Raw genomic sequence first — 16,132 nt, forward strand, 5'->3', positions numbered from 1 at the left:
CGCCGTTACTTCCTGTATCCCAGCGTTTCGGCGGCTTTGATTCGCTGTCGGCGGCTGCCGGATAGTTGCTGCAACGCGCACATTCCGTTGCATCTCCACCCCCTTTCCAAGGAGGAATCATGGCCATCAAGCCCAAGCCGGCCGCCGTCGTTGCCCTGGCCGTCTCAGCCCTGCTGGGACTGGCTGCCTGCTCCGATCCCGGCGCCTCGGCGGCGACGGCACCGTCGTCGTCCGCCACCAACGCCAGTGGCAAGACCTTCAACCTGTCCCCGGATCAGAACCGCATCACAGCGACCAAAGACCCGTCCGCGGCGGCCCTGGTGCCGGAGGCCATCAAAGCGGACGGCAAGCTGACCGTAGTGACCACCGGCGGGGCGGCGCCGCTCAGCCTGTTCGCCACGGACAACAAGACCCTGATTGGCAGCGAGGTGGACATCGCCTACGCGGTGGGCGAGGCGCTGGGCCTGGACGTGGAGGTCCTGCCTGTGGCGTGGGCAGACTGGCCGCTGGGCGTGGAGTCTGCCAAGTACGAGGCCGTGCTTTCCAACGTGACCGTCACCGAGGCGCGGAAGGAGAAGTTCGATTTCGCCACCTACCGCAATGACCTGCTGGGCTTCTACGCCAAGAGCGATTCCGGCATCGGTGAAATCAAGGAAGCCAAGGACGTGGCCGGCAAGAGGATCATCGTGGGCTCCGGCACCAACCAGGAAGCCATCCTGGTGCGCTGGGACGAGGAGAACAAGAAGAACGGTTTGGCGCCGGTCCAGTTCCAGTATTACGACGACGACTCCGCCTCGAGTCTGGCCCTTCAGTCAGGACGTGCGGACCTGACGTTCGGCCCCAACGCGGCTGCCGCCTACAAGGCAGCGCAGGACGGAAAGACGAAGCAGGTGGGCACATTGAACGGCGGCTGGCCGCTGACGGCACAGATCGCCTTCACCACCAAGAAGGGCAACGGCCTGGCGGTGGCCGCCCAGGCTGCGCTGAACCACCTGATCGAGGACGGCACCTACGCGAAAATCCTGGACCGCTGGGGCCTCTCCTCCGAGGCCATCCAGAAGTCCGAGCTGAACCCGGCGGGCCTGCCCAAGAAATAAGGCAGCCTGCCGACGAAGGAATCCCCGCCCTGCCTGCAGCAGGGCGGGGATTCTTCTGTTTGAGTGCGGATCCGCGAAAGTGCGCTCCCGGCCGGTTAGGCAATAGTCTGGCCAGATGGGGACCAGTGCCGTTAACTCCGGCGAACAAGTGGACAGGCAGACGCGCATACTCGAGGCGGCCATGGACCTGCTGTCCCGGCACGGCATTTCCGGAGTGAGCATGCGGTCCGTGGCGCGGGAAGCCGGCGTGGCGCTGGGCCTGGTCAACTATTACTACGACGACAAAACCACCCTGATCCGGGCAGCCCTGCGCCGGGTGGATGAGCATGACCTTCTGCTCGTCGCCCCCGATCCGTCCATGCCACCGGATGAACAGCTGCGCAAGGCCCTGCGGCGGGTTGCCGGCGCCGACCTGCTGACCACGCGCTACCTGTCCCTGCGCCTCCACCTTTGGGCCCTCGCCCAGGCCGACGAGGACTACGCCCAGATCAACGCCGCCGCCTTCGACCGCTACATCGACGGGCTCGCAGCACTGGTATCCAGCGCCAGGCCAGGGCTCTCCTGGGAGGCATGCCGGGAGCGGGCATCGGACATCGTGGTCATCCAGAACGGCATGTGGCTGACCGCACTGCTCGGGGTGGACAAGGCTGCCATCCAGCGAAGTATCCAGCGCACGGAACAGATTGCCTTCGCGCCGGTCCAGGATGAAGGGGCCGGCGGGCAGGAGCCCAGCCCGCGCTAACCCGCCTGCTCCCGGGCGCAGACGGCCCGAAAGTAACATTGAACGAGTGTTCAAAAAAAGTATTGAACACTCGTTCAACGTGCATTACTGTCCTTCCTATGACTTACGCCACACCAACCCTGGACGCCGTCGAGAGCACCACAACGGACGCAGCGTCCTCCCTGTTCATCAACGGCGCGTGGGAGCCGGCGGCATCCGGCGCCGTGCGCCAGATGCGCAACCCGGCAGACGGCGAGCTGGTGGCCACGGTCTCCGAGGCCGGCCGGGAAGACGCCGAACGCGCCATTGCCGCGGCCCGCGCAGCCTTCGACTCCGGCGCCTGGTCCTCCGTCCCGGCACCCGAGCGCGGGGCCTTCCTCCTCAAGGTCGCTGCCGGCCTGCGGGAACGGCGGGAAGAGTTCGCCCGGGCCGAGTCCCTTGACACCGGAAAGCGCATGGTCGAGAGCCGCATCGACATGGACGACATCGCCGCCTGCTTTGAATACTTCGGCAGGCTGGCCGGGCAGCAGGCCGGCCGGGTGGTGGACGCCGGGGACCCCGGCGTCGTGAGCAGGATCGTCTACGAACCCGTTGGCGTCTGCGGCCTGATCACACCATGGAACTACCCCCTGCTCCAGGCGGCGTGGAAGATCGCCCCCGCGCTGGCCGCCGGCTGCACCTTTGTCCTTAAGCCGTCCGAGCTGACCCCTTCCACCAGCATCATGGCCATGCAGCTGTTGAAGGACCTTGGCCTGCCGGCCGGCGTGGCCAACCTCGTCACCGGACCCGGCGCCGAGGCGGGCGCGCCGCTCTCGGAACACCCCGCCGTCGACCTCGTTTCCTTCACCGGCGGCCTGGAAACCGGCAAGCGGATCGCCGCAGCTGCCGCCGCCACCGTCAAGAAGGTGGCGCTGGAGCTGGGCGGTAAGAACCCCAACGTGATCTTTGCCGACGCGGACTTCGACGCCGCCGTGGACAACGCCCTCAACGGTGCCTTCGTCCACTCGGGGCAGGTGTGCTCGGCAGGCGCCCGGCTGCTGGTGGAGGAATCCATCGCCGAACGCTTCGTGGACGAGCTGGTCCGCCGCGCCCGGGGCATCCGGCTCGGCGGCCCCTTTGACGACGCCGCCGAGACCGGCCCGCTGATCTCCGCAGCCCACCGGGACAAGGTGCACGCGTACGTCCAGCGCGGAATCCAGGAGGGCGCGCGGCTCCGCACCGGCGGCGCGGCACCTTCCGGGGAGAAGTACGACGGCGGGTTCTACTACCAGCCGACCATCCTGGACCAGGTGCAGCGCGGCATGTCCGTGGTCACCGACGAGGCGTTCGGCCCCGTGGTGACAGTGGAAACCTTCCGCACCGAGGACGAAGCCGTGGCCACCGCCAACGACACCATCTACGGCCTGGCCGGCGCCGTCTGGACCCAGGACGCCGGCAAGGCGCAGCGCGTGGCGTCACGGCTGCGGCACGGCACCATCTGGATCAACGACTACCACCCCTACCTCCCCCAGGCCGAGTGGGGCGGCTTCGGCCAGTCCGGCGTCGGCCGCGAGCTGGGCCCCACGGGCCTGGCGGAGTACCAGGAAGCCAAGCACATCTACCAGAACACAAGCCCGCAGGTCACCGGCTGGTTCGCTGACCACGGCAAGGAGAACTAGATGCACTTCGACAACATCGAGGACCTCAGCGAGCGCTCGTTCGATTACATCGTCATCGGCGGCGGATCCGCCGGCGCCGCGGTTGCCGCCCGCCTGAGCGAGGACCCGGACGTGACCGTGGCCCTGGTGGAGGCCGGTCCGGACGACCGCAACATCCCCGAGATCCTGCAGCTGGACCGCTGGATGGAGCTGCTGGAATCCGGCTACGACTGGGACTACCCGGTGGAACCGCAGGAAAACGGCAACTCCTTCATGCGCCACGCCCGTGCCAAGGTGATGGGCGGCTGTTCCAGCCACAACTCGTGCATCGCCTTCTGGGCGCCACGGGAGGACCTGGACGAATGGGAGTCCAAGTACGGCGCCGCCGGCTGGAATGCCGACGCGGCCTGGCCGCTGTACAAGCGGCTGGAAACCAACGAGGACGCCGGCCCGGACGCACCCCACCACGGGGACTCCGGCCCCGTGCACCTGATGAACGTGCCCCCGGCGGATCCTGCCGGCGTCGCTCTTCTGGACGCCTGCGAGCAGGCGGGAATTCCCCGTGCGAAGTTCAACACCGGCACCACCGTGGTTAACGGCGCCAACTTCTTCCAGATCAACCGCCGGGCGGACGGCACGCGCGCCTCCAGTTCCGTCTCCTACATCCACCCCATCATCGACCGGCCCAACTTCACCCTGCTGACCGGCCTCCGCGCCCGCCAGCTGGTGTTCGATGCGGCCAAGCGCTGCACCGGCGTGGACGTGGTGGACTCGGCCTTCGGCCGCACCCACCGGCTCTCCGCACACCGCGAGGTGGTCCTGTCCACCGGCGCCATCGACTCCCCCAAACTGCTCATGCTCTCCGGCATCGGACCGGCAGCACACCTTGAACAGCACGGCATCGACGTCCTGGTGGACTCCCCCGGCGTGGGCGAGCACCTGCAGGACCACCCCGAGGGCGTGGTCCAGTTCGAGGCAAAACAGCCCATGGTGCAGACCTCAACGCAGTGGTGGGAGATCGGAATCTTCACCCCCACCGAGGACGGCCTGGACCGCCCCGACCTGATGATGCACTACGGTTCCGTCCCGTTCGACATGAACACGCTGCGGCACGGCTACCCCACCACGGAGAACGGCTTCAGCCTCACCCCCAACGTTACGCACGCCCGCTCCCGCGGCACCGTCCGGCTGCGCAGCCGCGACTTCCGCGACAAGCCGATGGTGGACCCCCGCTACTTCACGGACCCCGACGGCCACGACATGCGCGTCATGGTGGCCGGCATCCGCAAGGCCCGTGAAATCGCCGGCCAGCCCGCCATGGCGGAATGGACCGGCCGGGAACTGTCGCCCGGCATCGAGGCGCAGACGGATGAAGAGCTGCAGGACTACATCCGCAAGACCCACAACACCGTTTACCACCCGGTGGGCACCGTCCGCATGGGCCCGGCCGACGACGACATGTCGCCGCTGGATCCCGGGCTGCGGGTCAAGGGCGTCACCGGCCTCCGCGTCGCCGATGCGTCCGTCATGCCCGAACACGTCACCGTCAACCCCAACATCACCGTCATGATGATCGGCGAGCGCTGTGCCGATCTGATCCGCGCGGACCGCACGGTCGAAGACGCCATGGAAGAAAAGGAGCTCACCACGTCCCTCGCCTGAGCGGCAGGTCTTAGGGGGCCGCACTTCCCCAACAGCGGCGGCCCCCACCCTCGTTATTCCGCCGCACCCCAGGGCGGCCGGTCCCATCGTGCTTTTCTGATCTAGGAGTCCATATTGGAACCCAGCAAGAGTATTGATTCAAGCGGCATGGATGAATTCGGCTACACCCAGACCCTTGACCGGAGCATCGGCAAGTTTGCCAGCTTCGCCGCAGGTGTCAGCTATATCTCCATCCTCACCGGTGTTTTCCAACTGTTCTACTTTGGCTTTTCCATGGCCGGCCCGGCGTACGCCTGGTCCTGGCCCATCGTGTTCGTCGGCCAGCTGATGGTGGCCCTGTGTTTTGCCGAACTGGCCGGCCGCTACCCCGTGGCGGGTTCGGTCTACAACTGGGCCAAGCGCCTGGCGTCCGGGACCTCGTCCTGGCTGGCCGGCTGGCTGCTGCTGTTGTCCTCCATCATGGCGCTGGGCTCCGTGGCACTGGCCCTGCAGATCACCCTGCCCCAGCTCTGGTCCGGCTTCCAGTTCGTGGGTGACGGCACAGGCCCCTACGACTTCGCCATGAACGGCGTGGTGCTGGCCACCATCATGATCACCATCTCCACCCTCATCAACGCGTTCGGCGTGAAGCTGATGACCAGGATCAACAGCATCGGTGTCTTCGTGGAGCTGATCGCGGCCGTGCTGCTGATCCTCGCGCTGGGCTGGCATGTGGTGCGCGGCCCGGAGGTCTTCTTCCAGACCAACGGCTTCGGCGAAGGCCACGACCTGGGCTTCTTCGGCGTCTTCCTGATCGGCGCCATGGCCTCCGGCTACGTCATGTACGGCTTCGACACTGCCAGTTCGCTGGGCGAGGAAACCAAGGATCCCAAGAAGACCGCTCCCAAGGCCATCCTGCGCGCCGTTACGGCATCGTTCCTGCTGGGCGGGGGAATCCTGCTCTTCGGCATCCTGGCCGCGCCGGACCTCGGCGACCCCCAGGTGGGAGCGGCCGACGGCGGGCTGCAGCACATCGTGCTCTCCGTCCTGGGCGGCCCGTTCGGCAAGGCCTTCCTGGCCTGCATCGTGGTGGCCGTGGTGGTCTGCACCCTGGCCGTCCACGCCGCCGCCATCCGCATGATGTTCGCCATGGCCCGCGACAACAACCTGCCCTTCAGCCGGCAGCTCAGCAAGGTGGATCCGGTCCGCCGGACCCCCACTGTCGCCGCCATCGTCATCGGAATCATGGCCGTCATCCCGCTGCTGGTCAACGTGATGCAACCGGCCATCTTCACCATCCTGTCCAGCATCAGCATCGTGCTGATCTACTTGTCCTACCTCCTGGTCACGGTTCCGCTGCTGCGCAAGCGGTTCCTGAGGAAATGGCCGCTGGCCGATGACGTTTCCGAGCCGGGGTTCTGCATGGGCAAGTGGGGCGTTCCCGTGAACATCCTGGCCGTCCTGTGGGGCGCTGCCATGACGGTGAACCTGGTGTGGCCCCGCCCGGAAATCTACAACTCGGTGCCGCCGTTCGAGTGGTACCTGCAGTGGGGCGGCGTGATGTTCGTGGCCGCCGTCATCATTGGCGGGACCCTCCTCTACCGCCTGAAGATCCGCCACCAGACAGGGGTACTGGCCGAGCACGCCGCAGCCGTGGCTGCCCACCCGTCGTCGAGCGCCACACGCGCCGCTTCCGGGGAGCACCACCTGGTGGACGTGCAGGTGCCATAGGGCTGCTGCTGCAGCAGGGTCCGCTGCAGCAGCGCATACAAAGGAAGGGGCCGACGGCGGCACTCACGTGAGTGCCGTCGTCGGCCTTTTCTGCGCCTCCGGCCACCGCCATGTTGAGGCCCGTCGTCACACAAGGAAGCGGCCTCCTGATCCGGAGCGGCAACGCCCTACCCTTGACAGGTGACTTTGACTAAGATTCGTACCGCCGCCGCGGGCTCCCTCGCCGCCGCCGGTCTCCTGTTGACCCTCGCCGGCTGTTCCACCCCGGCCGCCACCCAGCCAAGCGCCTCTGCGCCCGCTTCCCCAGCTTCTGCCAGCGCCGCGTCCACCACAGCCGGCCCCTGCGCCGGGGTTAAGGTCATCGTCGATTCCGGCGCCCTGAAGCAGGCCGCTGCGGACACCTCCACCTGCGTGTCCGTGGACGGACCCACCGTGGCGTCCAAGGTGCTCGACGAGGCAAAGGTCAAGACCGAGGGCACCACCCAGTACCCCAACGAAATCGTGTGCCGCGTGAACGGCGTGCCCGCCGCCGACTTCGACATCAAGCACAAGGACGGCACCTACCGCGAAGAGTGCAAGGGCATGCCCGCCGCTTTCGCCTACTGGGGTCTCTGGGTCAAGCCCGCCTCCGGTGAATGGGCCTACGCACAGGAAGGCCTCGCCACCTTGAAGGTGAGCCCCGGTGAGAGCCTGGAACTGCTCTTCACGGTCGACGGCGAGCCGGCCGCGCCCGCGGCATGACCTTCCGGCCCGCGCCGTTGCGCGCAGCGGCAGTCCTCGCCGCTGTGTTCATCGCGGCGCGGGTCATTTACCGCGTCCTCTTCAACGGGGCGGGCACCGGCAGCCCGGTCCTGCTCGACCTGCCGCCGCTGCGGCTTCCCGCCCCGTATGCCCATGTAGTCTTCCTCGGTCCGGTCACCGCGCCGGGCCTCTGGCAGGCGGTGCTGTCCGCCCTGCCCATTGCCGCAACCATCCTCGGCTTCGGCCTGCTCAACGCGTGGGTTGATGTGTCCCGCGGCTTCGTGCGGCTGGCCCGCGGCGGCCCGCTGCAGGGCGTGGCCCGGATGCTGGTGGTGGCATGGGCGGCCCTCCCCGCCCTGTCCGACGCCGTCGCCTCCGTGCGCCTGGCGTTCCGGCTGCGGGGCGAACGCTTCGGCCCCCGCGCCCTGGTCCCCATACTGGAGCGCACCCTGGAGCACGCCGGGCGGGTTGCCGCAGCTTTGGAGCTGCGCGGTTTCGGAAGCCGGGCAGCACACTCAGGAAATCACGACGGCGGCCCGCCGCTTATCGTCCGGAACGCACAGTTCCGGATTGGGGACACCTGCGTAACGGTTGACGGGTTCGCGCCGATGCCCGGCTCCGTCATTGTGATCACCGGGCCCACGGGCTCCGGAAAGTCCACCATCCTGCGGGGCATCGCCGGCCTGCTCTCCCATGTTGACGGCGGAGCGGTTTCCGGCACCGTTCTCGCCGGCGGACTGGACCGCGCCGCCACACCGCCGCGGGACACCGCCCGCCTCATCGGCACCGTGCTCCAAAATCCCCGGGCGGCCTTCGCCACCACCCGGGTCCGGGATGAACTCGCCCTGGCCCTTGAGCTGCGCGGCGTGCCTGCCGCCGCTGCGCAGGCGCGGGTGCTGGAGGTGGCCGGGCGGATCGGAATCCCGGCACTGCTGGACCGGAATGTCAGCACCCTCTCGGCCGGTGAGGCGACGCTGGTGGCCATCGCCGCCGCCGTCGTGGACCATCCAAAGCTTCTCCTGGCGGACGAGCCCCTGGCGGATCTTGATACGGCAGCCCGCGCACGCGTCATCGCAGTGCTCAACGCACTCGCCGGCGACGGCGTCTGCGTCATCGTGGCGGAGCACCGGGCGTCAGCACTCGCCCCCGTCGCCGATGCATGGTGGACCATTGATGGTGGCGCGCTGGTGCAGGGTTCTGCGCCGCCCACGGCGCCGGTGCCTTCCGGTGACAGTCCGGCGCGGGAGGTGGCCGACTCCGCGCCGGTGCTGACGGCGGCCCACCTCGCCGTGCACCACAAAGGTACGCCGCTGGTGCGCGACGCGTCCCTGGCCCTCCACCCCGGTGAAGTGGTGGCACTGGTGGGGCCGAACGGAGCCGGCAAGTCCTCCCTCCTGGTGGCGCTGGCCTTGGGTGAGGGCGCTGCTGACAAAGGAGTGCTCGACGGCGGCCGGGTGGCCCTAGTGCCGGACGCGTCGGACGACCTCTTCACCAGCGACACCGTGTCCGGAGAGCTCCGTGCGGCCGAGCGGCGCCTGGCCCGTGGGAAGAAGGATGCCCGTGGGAAGAAGGGCGGCCAGCGCGCCCCCGGCTTTGCGGCGGCACGCCTGGCCCGGCTGCGGGGAGGCGTGCAGATTCCCATTGGCCACGAGCATCCCCGGGACCTCTCTGCCGGTGAGCGCAGGATCCTCGCCATCGCGCTGCAGACCATGGACAGCCCGCAGGTCCTCCTGATCGATGAGCCCACGCGCGGCCTGGATCCCGCGGCGCGGACGGCTGTCTCGGCGGCTTTGCGGGCGGCGGCGGATGACGGCGCCGCAGTCCTGATTGCCACCCACGACCTTGAGTTTGCCCGCGGCCTGGGCGCCCGGATCCTGCCGATGCGGGACGGCGTGGCGCCTGCAGCCAAAGCAGCCATCAGCCCCGAACCGCTTGTCCTCCCATCGCGGCCGGCAGCAACGAGGCCACAGCCAGCGACCCTCAACGAGCAGGCTGGCCCACGGGACGCTGCAAAGCCCCGGCGCCCCCGGATGCCGCGGGCGCTCGAACTGGCAGTCCTCGCGGCCGCAAACCTGCTGGCCTTGGCGGCCTTCTGCTGGCCGCTGCTCGCCGCCGCCGTGCCGCAGGATGCCACGGCTGCCCTCCCCTACGCTGCGCTGGCCATCGCACCACTGGCGGCCGTCGCCGTCGTGGTGTCCCTGGACGGGTCGGTCCGCTCGGCACACACGGTGGCACTGCTGGGCGTGCTGGCCGCGGTCGGTTCCGCTGTCCGGGTGGCGAGCACCGGCGTCGGCGGCGTGGAGGCGGTCTTCATCCTGCTGATCCTGGCCGGACGGGCGTTCGGCGCCCGGTTTGGCCTGCTCCTCGGCGCCGCCACCATCGCCGTCTCCAGTGTGCTGTGGGGTGGCGTTGGGCCGTGGACGCCCTTCCAGATCTTCGCCTGCGCCTGGGTGGGCGCCGGGGCCGGGCTGCTCCCCCGCCGGGTGCGGGGCAGGGCCGAGCTGTGGATGCTGGCAGGCTACGGCGTGGTGGCGTCCTATGTGTTCGGCCTGCTGACCAACCTGTGGTTCTGGCCCTTCGCGGTGGGCACCGGCACCGGCATCTCCTACGTGCCCGGCGCGCCGTTGGCCACCAACCTCAGCAGCTTCCTGCTCTACTCGCTGTTGACGTCGACGGCGGGCTGGGACACCCTGCGTGCCGTCACCACGGTGATCGGGATCGCCGTGGTGGGCCGCGCCATCCTCGCCGCGCTGCGGCGGGTAAAGCCGGTCTCCGGCGCGGGTGGGCAGGCCGCGCGGCCCCAGCCCACCCACGTCGTGGACCCGCTACAACTCAGGGCCTGAGGACCCGCCGAAAGATAGTTGCGTTGGCATGAGCTGTGGATGAATCATGCATCTATTCCGCATGGTTATCTTCAATCTCGCGCTTTTGTTGCAGCTCCTGTGACCCTGATCTCATCACTACAAGCTCTTCGATCATGAGAGGCATGAAGAGCTGTCCCATGCCAGTGACTGCACAGGCCATCCGGCACCAGCCTTAGGCGCTGAGCCCTAAGCCCCGGATCAGGTTCCTATTCCCAGGTGGGCTCCGCCTGCCACATCGAGGGATACGCCCGTGATGTAGCGGTTGTCCGGGTCGGCAAGGAAAAGGATGGCGCGGGCGACTTCCTCTGGTTCGGCGAACCGGCGCATTGGAAGCTGGGCGGCGCGCTTGGCGCGGTTTGCGGCTGCATCAGGGCCAGAGTCTTTGGCGAATTGTGCCCACATGGGAGTGTTTACCGGGCCGGGCGCGATGGCGTTGACCGAGATGCCGTTGGGGCCGAGCAGCTCGGCGAAGGACCACATGATGTGCAGTACTGCGAGTTTGCTTGCGTTGTAGGGCAAGTAGTTGAGGCGGGCTTCTTTGGCTGCAACGGAGGACAGGATCACGATGGCGCCGGCAGTGCCGGTCCCAATCATTGATTGTGCGGTTTCGCGGACCATGGTGAAGGTTCCGGAACCGTTGATCCGCATGATGGAGTCGAATTCTTCGGTCGTTGTGTTCATGATGTCCGGCGTGGCACCCAGGACTCCAGCTGCGTGGACGAGAGCGTCGATGCGCCCGTGCGTGGTTGTGACATCACGGACGACTGTGGCGCATTGTTCTTCGGAGGTGATGTCCAGCGGGAAGAAGCCGGCGAGTTCCTGGCCATCCTTCGGGCCGCGGTCGGCACCTATGACGAGTGCCCCTTCGGCTGTGAGTGCCTCGACGACTGCATTACCGATTCCGCCGCTTGATCCGGTCACCAGAACGACTTGGTCTTTGAGGCTCATCTGATTTCTCCGCTTATCTGTTGCTGCCCTGCGGCTGGCTGGTGGGCTGCTCGTTTCATCTTTCCAGCTCCTTACTTGAGGTTTCATTGGGGTGAGCCGTCACTCCGGGCGCGGACCAGGGTGGTGCACCTGCCCGTGCTGCCTAGCTGTTGCCGCTAACGGCGTGGCTTGCCCATTGCCGGCCTTCTTGTTCTTGTATGGGCAGTCCGGAGGCGGCGAGGACCTGGTCAAGCAGCCGCTGGGTATGGACGGCTTCGCGACCGGAGGTCAGTGGCTGTTCCCTGTCGGCCACCCGGTCCAGGAAGTGGTGGACGGCGGCGGAGAATCCGAGTGTGTCGGTCGCCGTTGCCCAGCCATACGCCTCAGAGCTGAGCTCCCGTGAGGTTGTGACTCCCTTGACGGTGGTCGAGACGGTCTCCGGCGCCCTGACTTCCACGGTCTTGCCATCGCCGTAGGCGTCGAGTTTCTCATTCCAGGCACCTGCTGTCCGGGCAGCCATCAGCACTCCAGTGTTGCCGGTGCTGAAGCGGATCATGGCTGCGACGCCGTCTTCTTCCCAGGGGTCGTCACCGGCTGCGTGTGCGGCAACGTCCACGGGCTCGCCGCCGCAGTACCAGCGGAGCAGGTCAACCATGTGAATGGCGTTCTCGAACGTTGCACGGTATTCGGATCCGGGGCGGTTCTTCTGCGCGACGCAGAAGGTAGCGCCTTTTGCGCCGAACAGCTCACGGCCGGCGGCATAGACGGGTGCGTAGCGGCGGTTGAAATCCACCATGAGGATGCGGCCGCGCTCGTCGGCCAGGTCCGCCAAACGTTCTGCTTCCTCGGTTGCCGGGGCAAGAGGTTTTTCGCAGAACACATCGACGTCGTTGTTGAGGCACAACTGGACCGCGTGCGCGTGTTCGGATCGGGGTGTGAGGACGCAGACGGCATCCAGGTCCTGCGCGTCCAGCATGTCCTCCACTGACCGGTAGGCGGCGCCGAATCCCCAGCGCCGAACCAGGTTGCCCGGGTCCTCGCGGCGGGATACCAGGGCTGCCAGCTCCACATCATCGCGCTGGACGAGTGTGGGTAGTTGGGCGATGGTGGCGATATTGCCTGCGCCGATGACGCCGACGCGGAGGCGCTGCCCGGTCATCGGGCGTTCTCCATTTCAGCCAGATCAGTGAGCATTCCGCGCAGTGCGGTCACGGATTCCCGGAATCCGTCCTCAGGGGTGGGGAGGTCTTGCGGGTGCCAGCGGTACTCATACTCGATACTCAGCAGGTCATTGTAGCCGTGGCGCAGCAGCGCAGCGAGGATCTGGGGCCAGGGAAGAACACCGGTACCGATGACCCTTGATCGGACGGCGCGCTCGGACGCGTCGACGCGCGCTGTTTCCGTGGCACGGAAAGCTGCGTTCGGATCGGTGAACACGAGGTCCTTCACGTGCACGTGACCGATCAGGTCGCCCTGGACGGCAAAGGCTTCCTCGAACGTCTCGTCATGGGTGAAGGTGAGGTTGGCCTGGTCGTAAAGAACACGAACGGCCGGGTGGGCAACCTCCCGGACGAGCGCAGCGGTTTCTGCCGCGGTCTGGGTCATGGTGCCGAAGTGGTTCTCCACACACAGCCGCACGCCGGCCTGTTCAGCCTCGGGTGCCAGGGTCTGCAGGGCCTCCCGCAGTTTCGCCCATCGCCGGTCACGATCGGTGTCACCGGGATGCCACGCTCCCGCGTATACACGCACCCGGTCGGCGCCAAGCAGGTGGGCGGTCTCAATTGCGCCGCGGAATTCGTCAACTCCCCCGCGCCACTGACTCTCGTCAAGGGAGTTGATGGCCGTGGTGTAGGGCGTGAGGCCAAGGATCGGAAGGCCCTCGCCGTCTGCCGCCGTCAGTGCCTCCATGGCGGCGCGGCGGTCCCCCAGCGGCAACCCTGAGGTGTAGCCGTTTTGGTAGATGACTTCCGCGGCATCAAGCCCTGCGTCCCGGAAGAGCTTTAGCGCTTGGGGGACCGTATGGTGCGGAGTGCCTAGTGTGTGACCTGCAAACCTCATTGTTGATTGTCCTTCCTGGAAGTGTGTTGTGTTGCCGTCCAGTCCGCTGGACCGACGAGCCTGGGTGGGGACGCGACCCGGGATCGGTCGACGATCTCCATCAGCAGGCCCCAAGGGGTGATGAAGTAGGTCCAGCGGTTGCCGGCCACGCGCGGGCTGTCGCCGGCGACTTCTTTGCGCTCCCCGAGCACGCGGACTCCCGGGGTTTCGTGCAGTACGGCGATCGCTTCGTCAACGTCGTCCACGACAAAGCACAGGTGGTGTCCGCCCGCGTCGCAATGCCGTGGCGGGGTCTCGCGCCGCTCGGCGCTGCTCCATTCGAACAGCTCAATGTTCAGATTCGGGGGCAGGCGAAGCATGGCGAGCGTGAGTTTCGCATCGGCCGGGACGTCGAAGTTTGTGGGCATGAATTCTTCGTCAGGCCCACGTTCGGAGCGGTACAGTTCCTCGGCCCCGAGCACGTCGACGAAGAACCGGACGCCCTCCTCGAGGTTGGGAACGGTCAGGCCGATGTGGTCCGCATGCTGGAGCCCCGGCAAACGCCGCAGTGAGCCCGCTGTGGCATCGTACCTTTGCGCGGTCATTTGCGCGGTCCTGCGGTGGAGGCACGGACAAGAAGCTCAGGTTCGAGCACGATGTGGTCCACGGAACCGTCCGCGTTCTGCTTCTCGGCCAGTTCGATGGCGAGGTGTCCCATGTCGGAGATAGGCTGCCGGATGGTGGTCAGGGCCGGGTTGAACCGGGCCCCCAAAGCCAGACCGTCGAAACCGATGACCGACACGTCCTCCGGTACACGCACGCCGCTTCTACCGAGGGCCGAGATGACCGCAAAGGCCACCATGTCATTCGCGGCGATGATGGCCGTCGGCGGATTCTCCATCTCGAGGAAATGCTCTGCCCCACGCGTACCCGCATCCAGATCCGACCCGCTGTCCAGCACAACAGGTGCACTGCCGCTCTCGGCGGACAGCTCCAGATACGCGTCCATCCGGTCCTGGGCAGTGTGCGTACCGGCGATGCCGGAAACATAGCCAATGGAAGTGTGCCCCAGTGAGTGCAGGTGGTCCAGCGCAAGCTTAATTCCGCGGCGGCTGTCGACGGTGACAGTGGGAACCGTATCATCGCCTTCCACCCGGTCGATCACCACCACCTTGTGGCCGAAATCGAAGCGCTTCAACGCCTCGGTATCGACCTTCGTGGAGGGCGCGACGATACCAAAGGGGGCATACATGGCCTGCATGGCGACGAAGTATCCCTCAGTTTTAGCGGGGTCCCCATTGGTGACGCAGAGCAGCAGCTGGTAGCCGCGCTCATCCGCCGCCTGCGTCATCGTCTTGGCCAGTTCTGCAAAGAACGGGTTGGTGATGTCAGGGACGATCAGCGGGATGAAGGTGCTGGTCTTTCGGCGGAGTGCCTGGGCGAGTGGACTCATTGTGTAGCCAAGGCCCTCGGCAACCCGGAGGATGTGCTCGCGGGTTTCGCTCTTCACCGCTTCCGGCCGGGAGAATGCCCGGGAAACCGTTGAGCGGTGGACACCGGCCGCCTTCGCGACAACGTCAATACTTAGGTCAGCCATCTTCTTTTCCTCCGCGCTGGTCGTCATACGCCTGCCAGATCGGGCGCATCACATCTTCGAGCTGGGCCAATGTTGGCAGCCCCTTGAATCCATCTTCCAGTGTCTGGGCGACACGGCGCACGAACGGATCATAGAGAGGGTCACTGTCCACGTCGATCACGGCAGACTCCGTTGTCCCGTCCAACGCGGTGAACGTGGCAGAACCATCCGAGTTGACGGAGGCGAATCCTGCCCCGCCCGCCGACGTGTAGCTGCAGTACCGCTTCAACGGCGAACCCGGGAAGGCGTACCCCACCTCCACAATGGCTTCACACCCGCTCGGGGTGGTGATGATGAGACTGGCATGGTCCTCAACAGCCCCGCCATGCAGCGCCGCCGACAGCCGCGACTCGACACTCGCCGCTGACTCGTCACAGGCCTGCAGGAACAGGTCCACGAAATGCGGTCCCAGGTTTGCCAGGCACCCTCCCCCGGCGGTGGAAGGGTCCAGCATCCAAGGGTTGCCGTTAGCCAGGTAACGCGAAGGCGGACCGGCAATAAAGGAGATCCTCTGGTACGTAGGCCGGCCAGCCTTGGCCAGCCAACGGTCCGTCGGACCACCCCGCTGGACCAGCGGGACGGTGACCGGGACGCCGGCTGCCTCAGCCGCCTTGCGCACCTGCGAAAGTTCCGTCAAGGACGTTCCCAGCGGCTTCTCCACCACAATCGGAATGCCACGCTCGATCAGGTCAAGACACTTTTCGGCCATTCCATCGTGCGGGCCGAAAACATACGCGAGCCCCACCTCGGGCAGATCGAGCAGGCTCCGCCAGTCCGCCTCAACGGGAGCGGCCCAAGTCTTTGCCAGTCCCTGAACGAGTGACACGTCCTCGTCACTGATGCCGACGACCTGGTGTTCTTCGCCGATTGCCCGGGCATACAACGGAACGTGCCAGTGTGAAGCACCAAGAATGATCGTGCGTGTTTTGCTCACACTCACAGCTCCTTTGCTAAGTATGGGTCTTGCTGTCCACTCAACATGAGATCGGTTGCTGAGATCGGTTGCAATAACAGTATGGATGGTGGGAAAGTTTGTCAACGACACTTCAACAGTGGCCCAGGCAACAAGGATCGTCCGAAGCCTCGGCCCCAAGAAAGGC

At 66.6% G+C, this 16,132-nt stretch carries 13 protein-coding genes; 7 read left to right on the forward strand and 6 right to left on the reverse strand.

Translation table 11 applies throughout. From position 1 onward, the window contains the following. Positions 1-119: 119 nt before the first annotated feature. The 7 genes from LDO86_RS18815 to LDO86_RS18845 all read left to right on the forward strand — a co-directional run bounded on the left by LDO86_RS18815 (position 120) and on the right by LDO86_RS18845 (position 10,411). Complete coding sequence (locus tag LDO86_RS18815; RefSeq protein WP_018769948.1) at positions 120-1,097, forward strand: ABC transporter substrate-binding protein; 978 nt, start codon at positions 120-122, stop codon at positions 1,095-1,097. Positions 1,098-1,212: 115 nt separating this feature from the next. Then, positions 1,213-1,839, forward strand: coding sequence for a TetR/AcrR family transcriptional regulator (locus tag LDO86_RS18820; RefSeq protein WP_018769947.1), 627 nt, complete (start codon positions 1,213-1,215; stop codon positions 1,837-1,839). A 98-nt stretch (positions 1,840-1,937) separates the two neighbouring features. Next, entirely contained in the window at positions 1,938-3,476 is a 1,539-nt protein-coding gene (locus LDO86_RS18825) for an aldehyde dehydrogenase family protein (protein ID WP_018769946.1), read from the forward strand. Continuing rightward, complete coding sequence (locus tag LDO86_RS18830; RefSeq protein WP_018769945.1) at positions 3,477-5,117, forward strand: GMC oxidoreductase; 1,641 nt, start codon at positions 3,477-3,479, stop codon at positions 5,115-5,117. Positions 5,118-5,264: 147 nt separating this feature from the next. Next, positions 5,265-6,827, forward strand: a complete 1,563-nt coding sequence (locus LDO86_RS18835; protein ID WP_018769944.1) for an APC family permease — start codon at positions 5,265-5,267, stop codon at positions 6,825-6,827. A 180-nt stretch (positions 6,828-7,007) separates the two neighbouring features. Next, on the forward strand, positions 7,008-7,568 hold the full coding sequence (locus tag LDO86_RS18840; protein WP_051081384.1) for a hypothetical protein: 561 nt from the start codon (positions 7,008-7,010) through the stop codon (positions 7,566-7,568). Continuing rightward, positions 7,565-10,411, forward strand: a complete 2,847-nt coding sequence (locus LDO86_RS18845) for an ATP-binding cassette domain-containing protein (RefSeq protein WP_018769942.1) — start codon at positions 7,565-7,567, stop codon at positions 10,409-10,411. The genes LDO86_RS18840 and LDO86_RS18845 overlap by 4 nt, the downstream gene beginning before the upstream one ends. Before the next feature lie 219 nt (positions 10,412-10,630). Here the strand turns inward: LDO86_RS18845 and LDO86_RS18850 are convergent, their stop codons facing one another. The 6 genes from LDO86_RS18850 to LDO86_RS18875 all read right to left on the reverse strand — a co-directional run bounded on the left by LDO86_RS18850 (position 10,631) and on the right by LDO86_RS18875 (position 15,966). Continuing rightward, positions 10,631-11,353 (reverse strand): SDR family oxidoreductase, encoded by a 723-nt coding sequence (locus LDO86_RS18850; protein WP_231377431.1) that lies wholly within the window; start codon positions 11,351-11,353, stop codon positions 10,631-10,633. A gap of 169 nt (positions 11,354-11,522) precedes the next feature. After that, on the reverse strand, positions 11,523-12,518 hold the full coding sequence (locus tag LDO86_RS18855) for a Gfo/Idh/MocA family oxidoreductase (protein ID WP_224084151.1): 996 nt from the start codon (positions 12,516-12,518) through the stop codon (positions 11,523-11,525). Continuing rightward, positions 12,515-13,417 carry a sugar phosphate isomerase/epimerase family protein gene (locus LDO86_RS18860; RefSeq protein WP_018769938.1) on the reverse strand — a complete coding sequence of 301 codons (903 nt, stop codon included), beginning with the start codon at positions 13,415-13,417 and terminating at the stop codon, positions 12,515-12,517. Before LDO86_RS18860 ends, LDO86_RS18855 begins: the two co-directional genes overlap by 4 nt. Further along, entirely contained in the window at positions 13,414-14,001 is a 588-nt protein-coding gene (locus LDO86_RS18865) for a VOC family protein (RefSeq protein WP_018769937.1), read from the reverse strand. The genes LDO86_RS18860 and LDO86_RS18865 overlap by 4 nt, the downstream gene beginning before the upstream one ends. Continuing rightward, entirely contained in the window at positions 13,998-14,993 is a 996-nt protein-coding gene (locus tag LDO86_RS18870; protein ID WP_018769936.1) for a LacI family DNA-binding transcriptional regulator, read from the reverse strand. The genes LDO86_RS18865 and LDO86_RS18870 overlap by 4 nt, the downstream gene beginning before the upstream one ends. Then, positions 14,986-15,966 (reverse strand): Gfo/Idh/MocA family oxidoreductase, encoded by a 981-nt coding sequence (locus LDO86_RS18875; RefSeq protein ID WP_018769935.1) that lies wholly within the window; start codon positions 15,964-15,966, stop codon positions 14,986-14,988. The genes LDO86_RS18870 and LDO86_RS18875 overlap by 8 nt, the downstream gene beginning before the upstream one ends. Between the last annotated feature and the right edge of the window lie 166 nt (positions 15,967-16,132).

It is taken from the genome of Arthrobacter sp. StoSoilB19 (assembly GCF_019977275.1).
GTDB lineage: Bacteria > Actinomycetota > Actinomycetes > Actinomycetales > Micrococcaceae > Arthrobacter.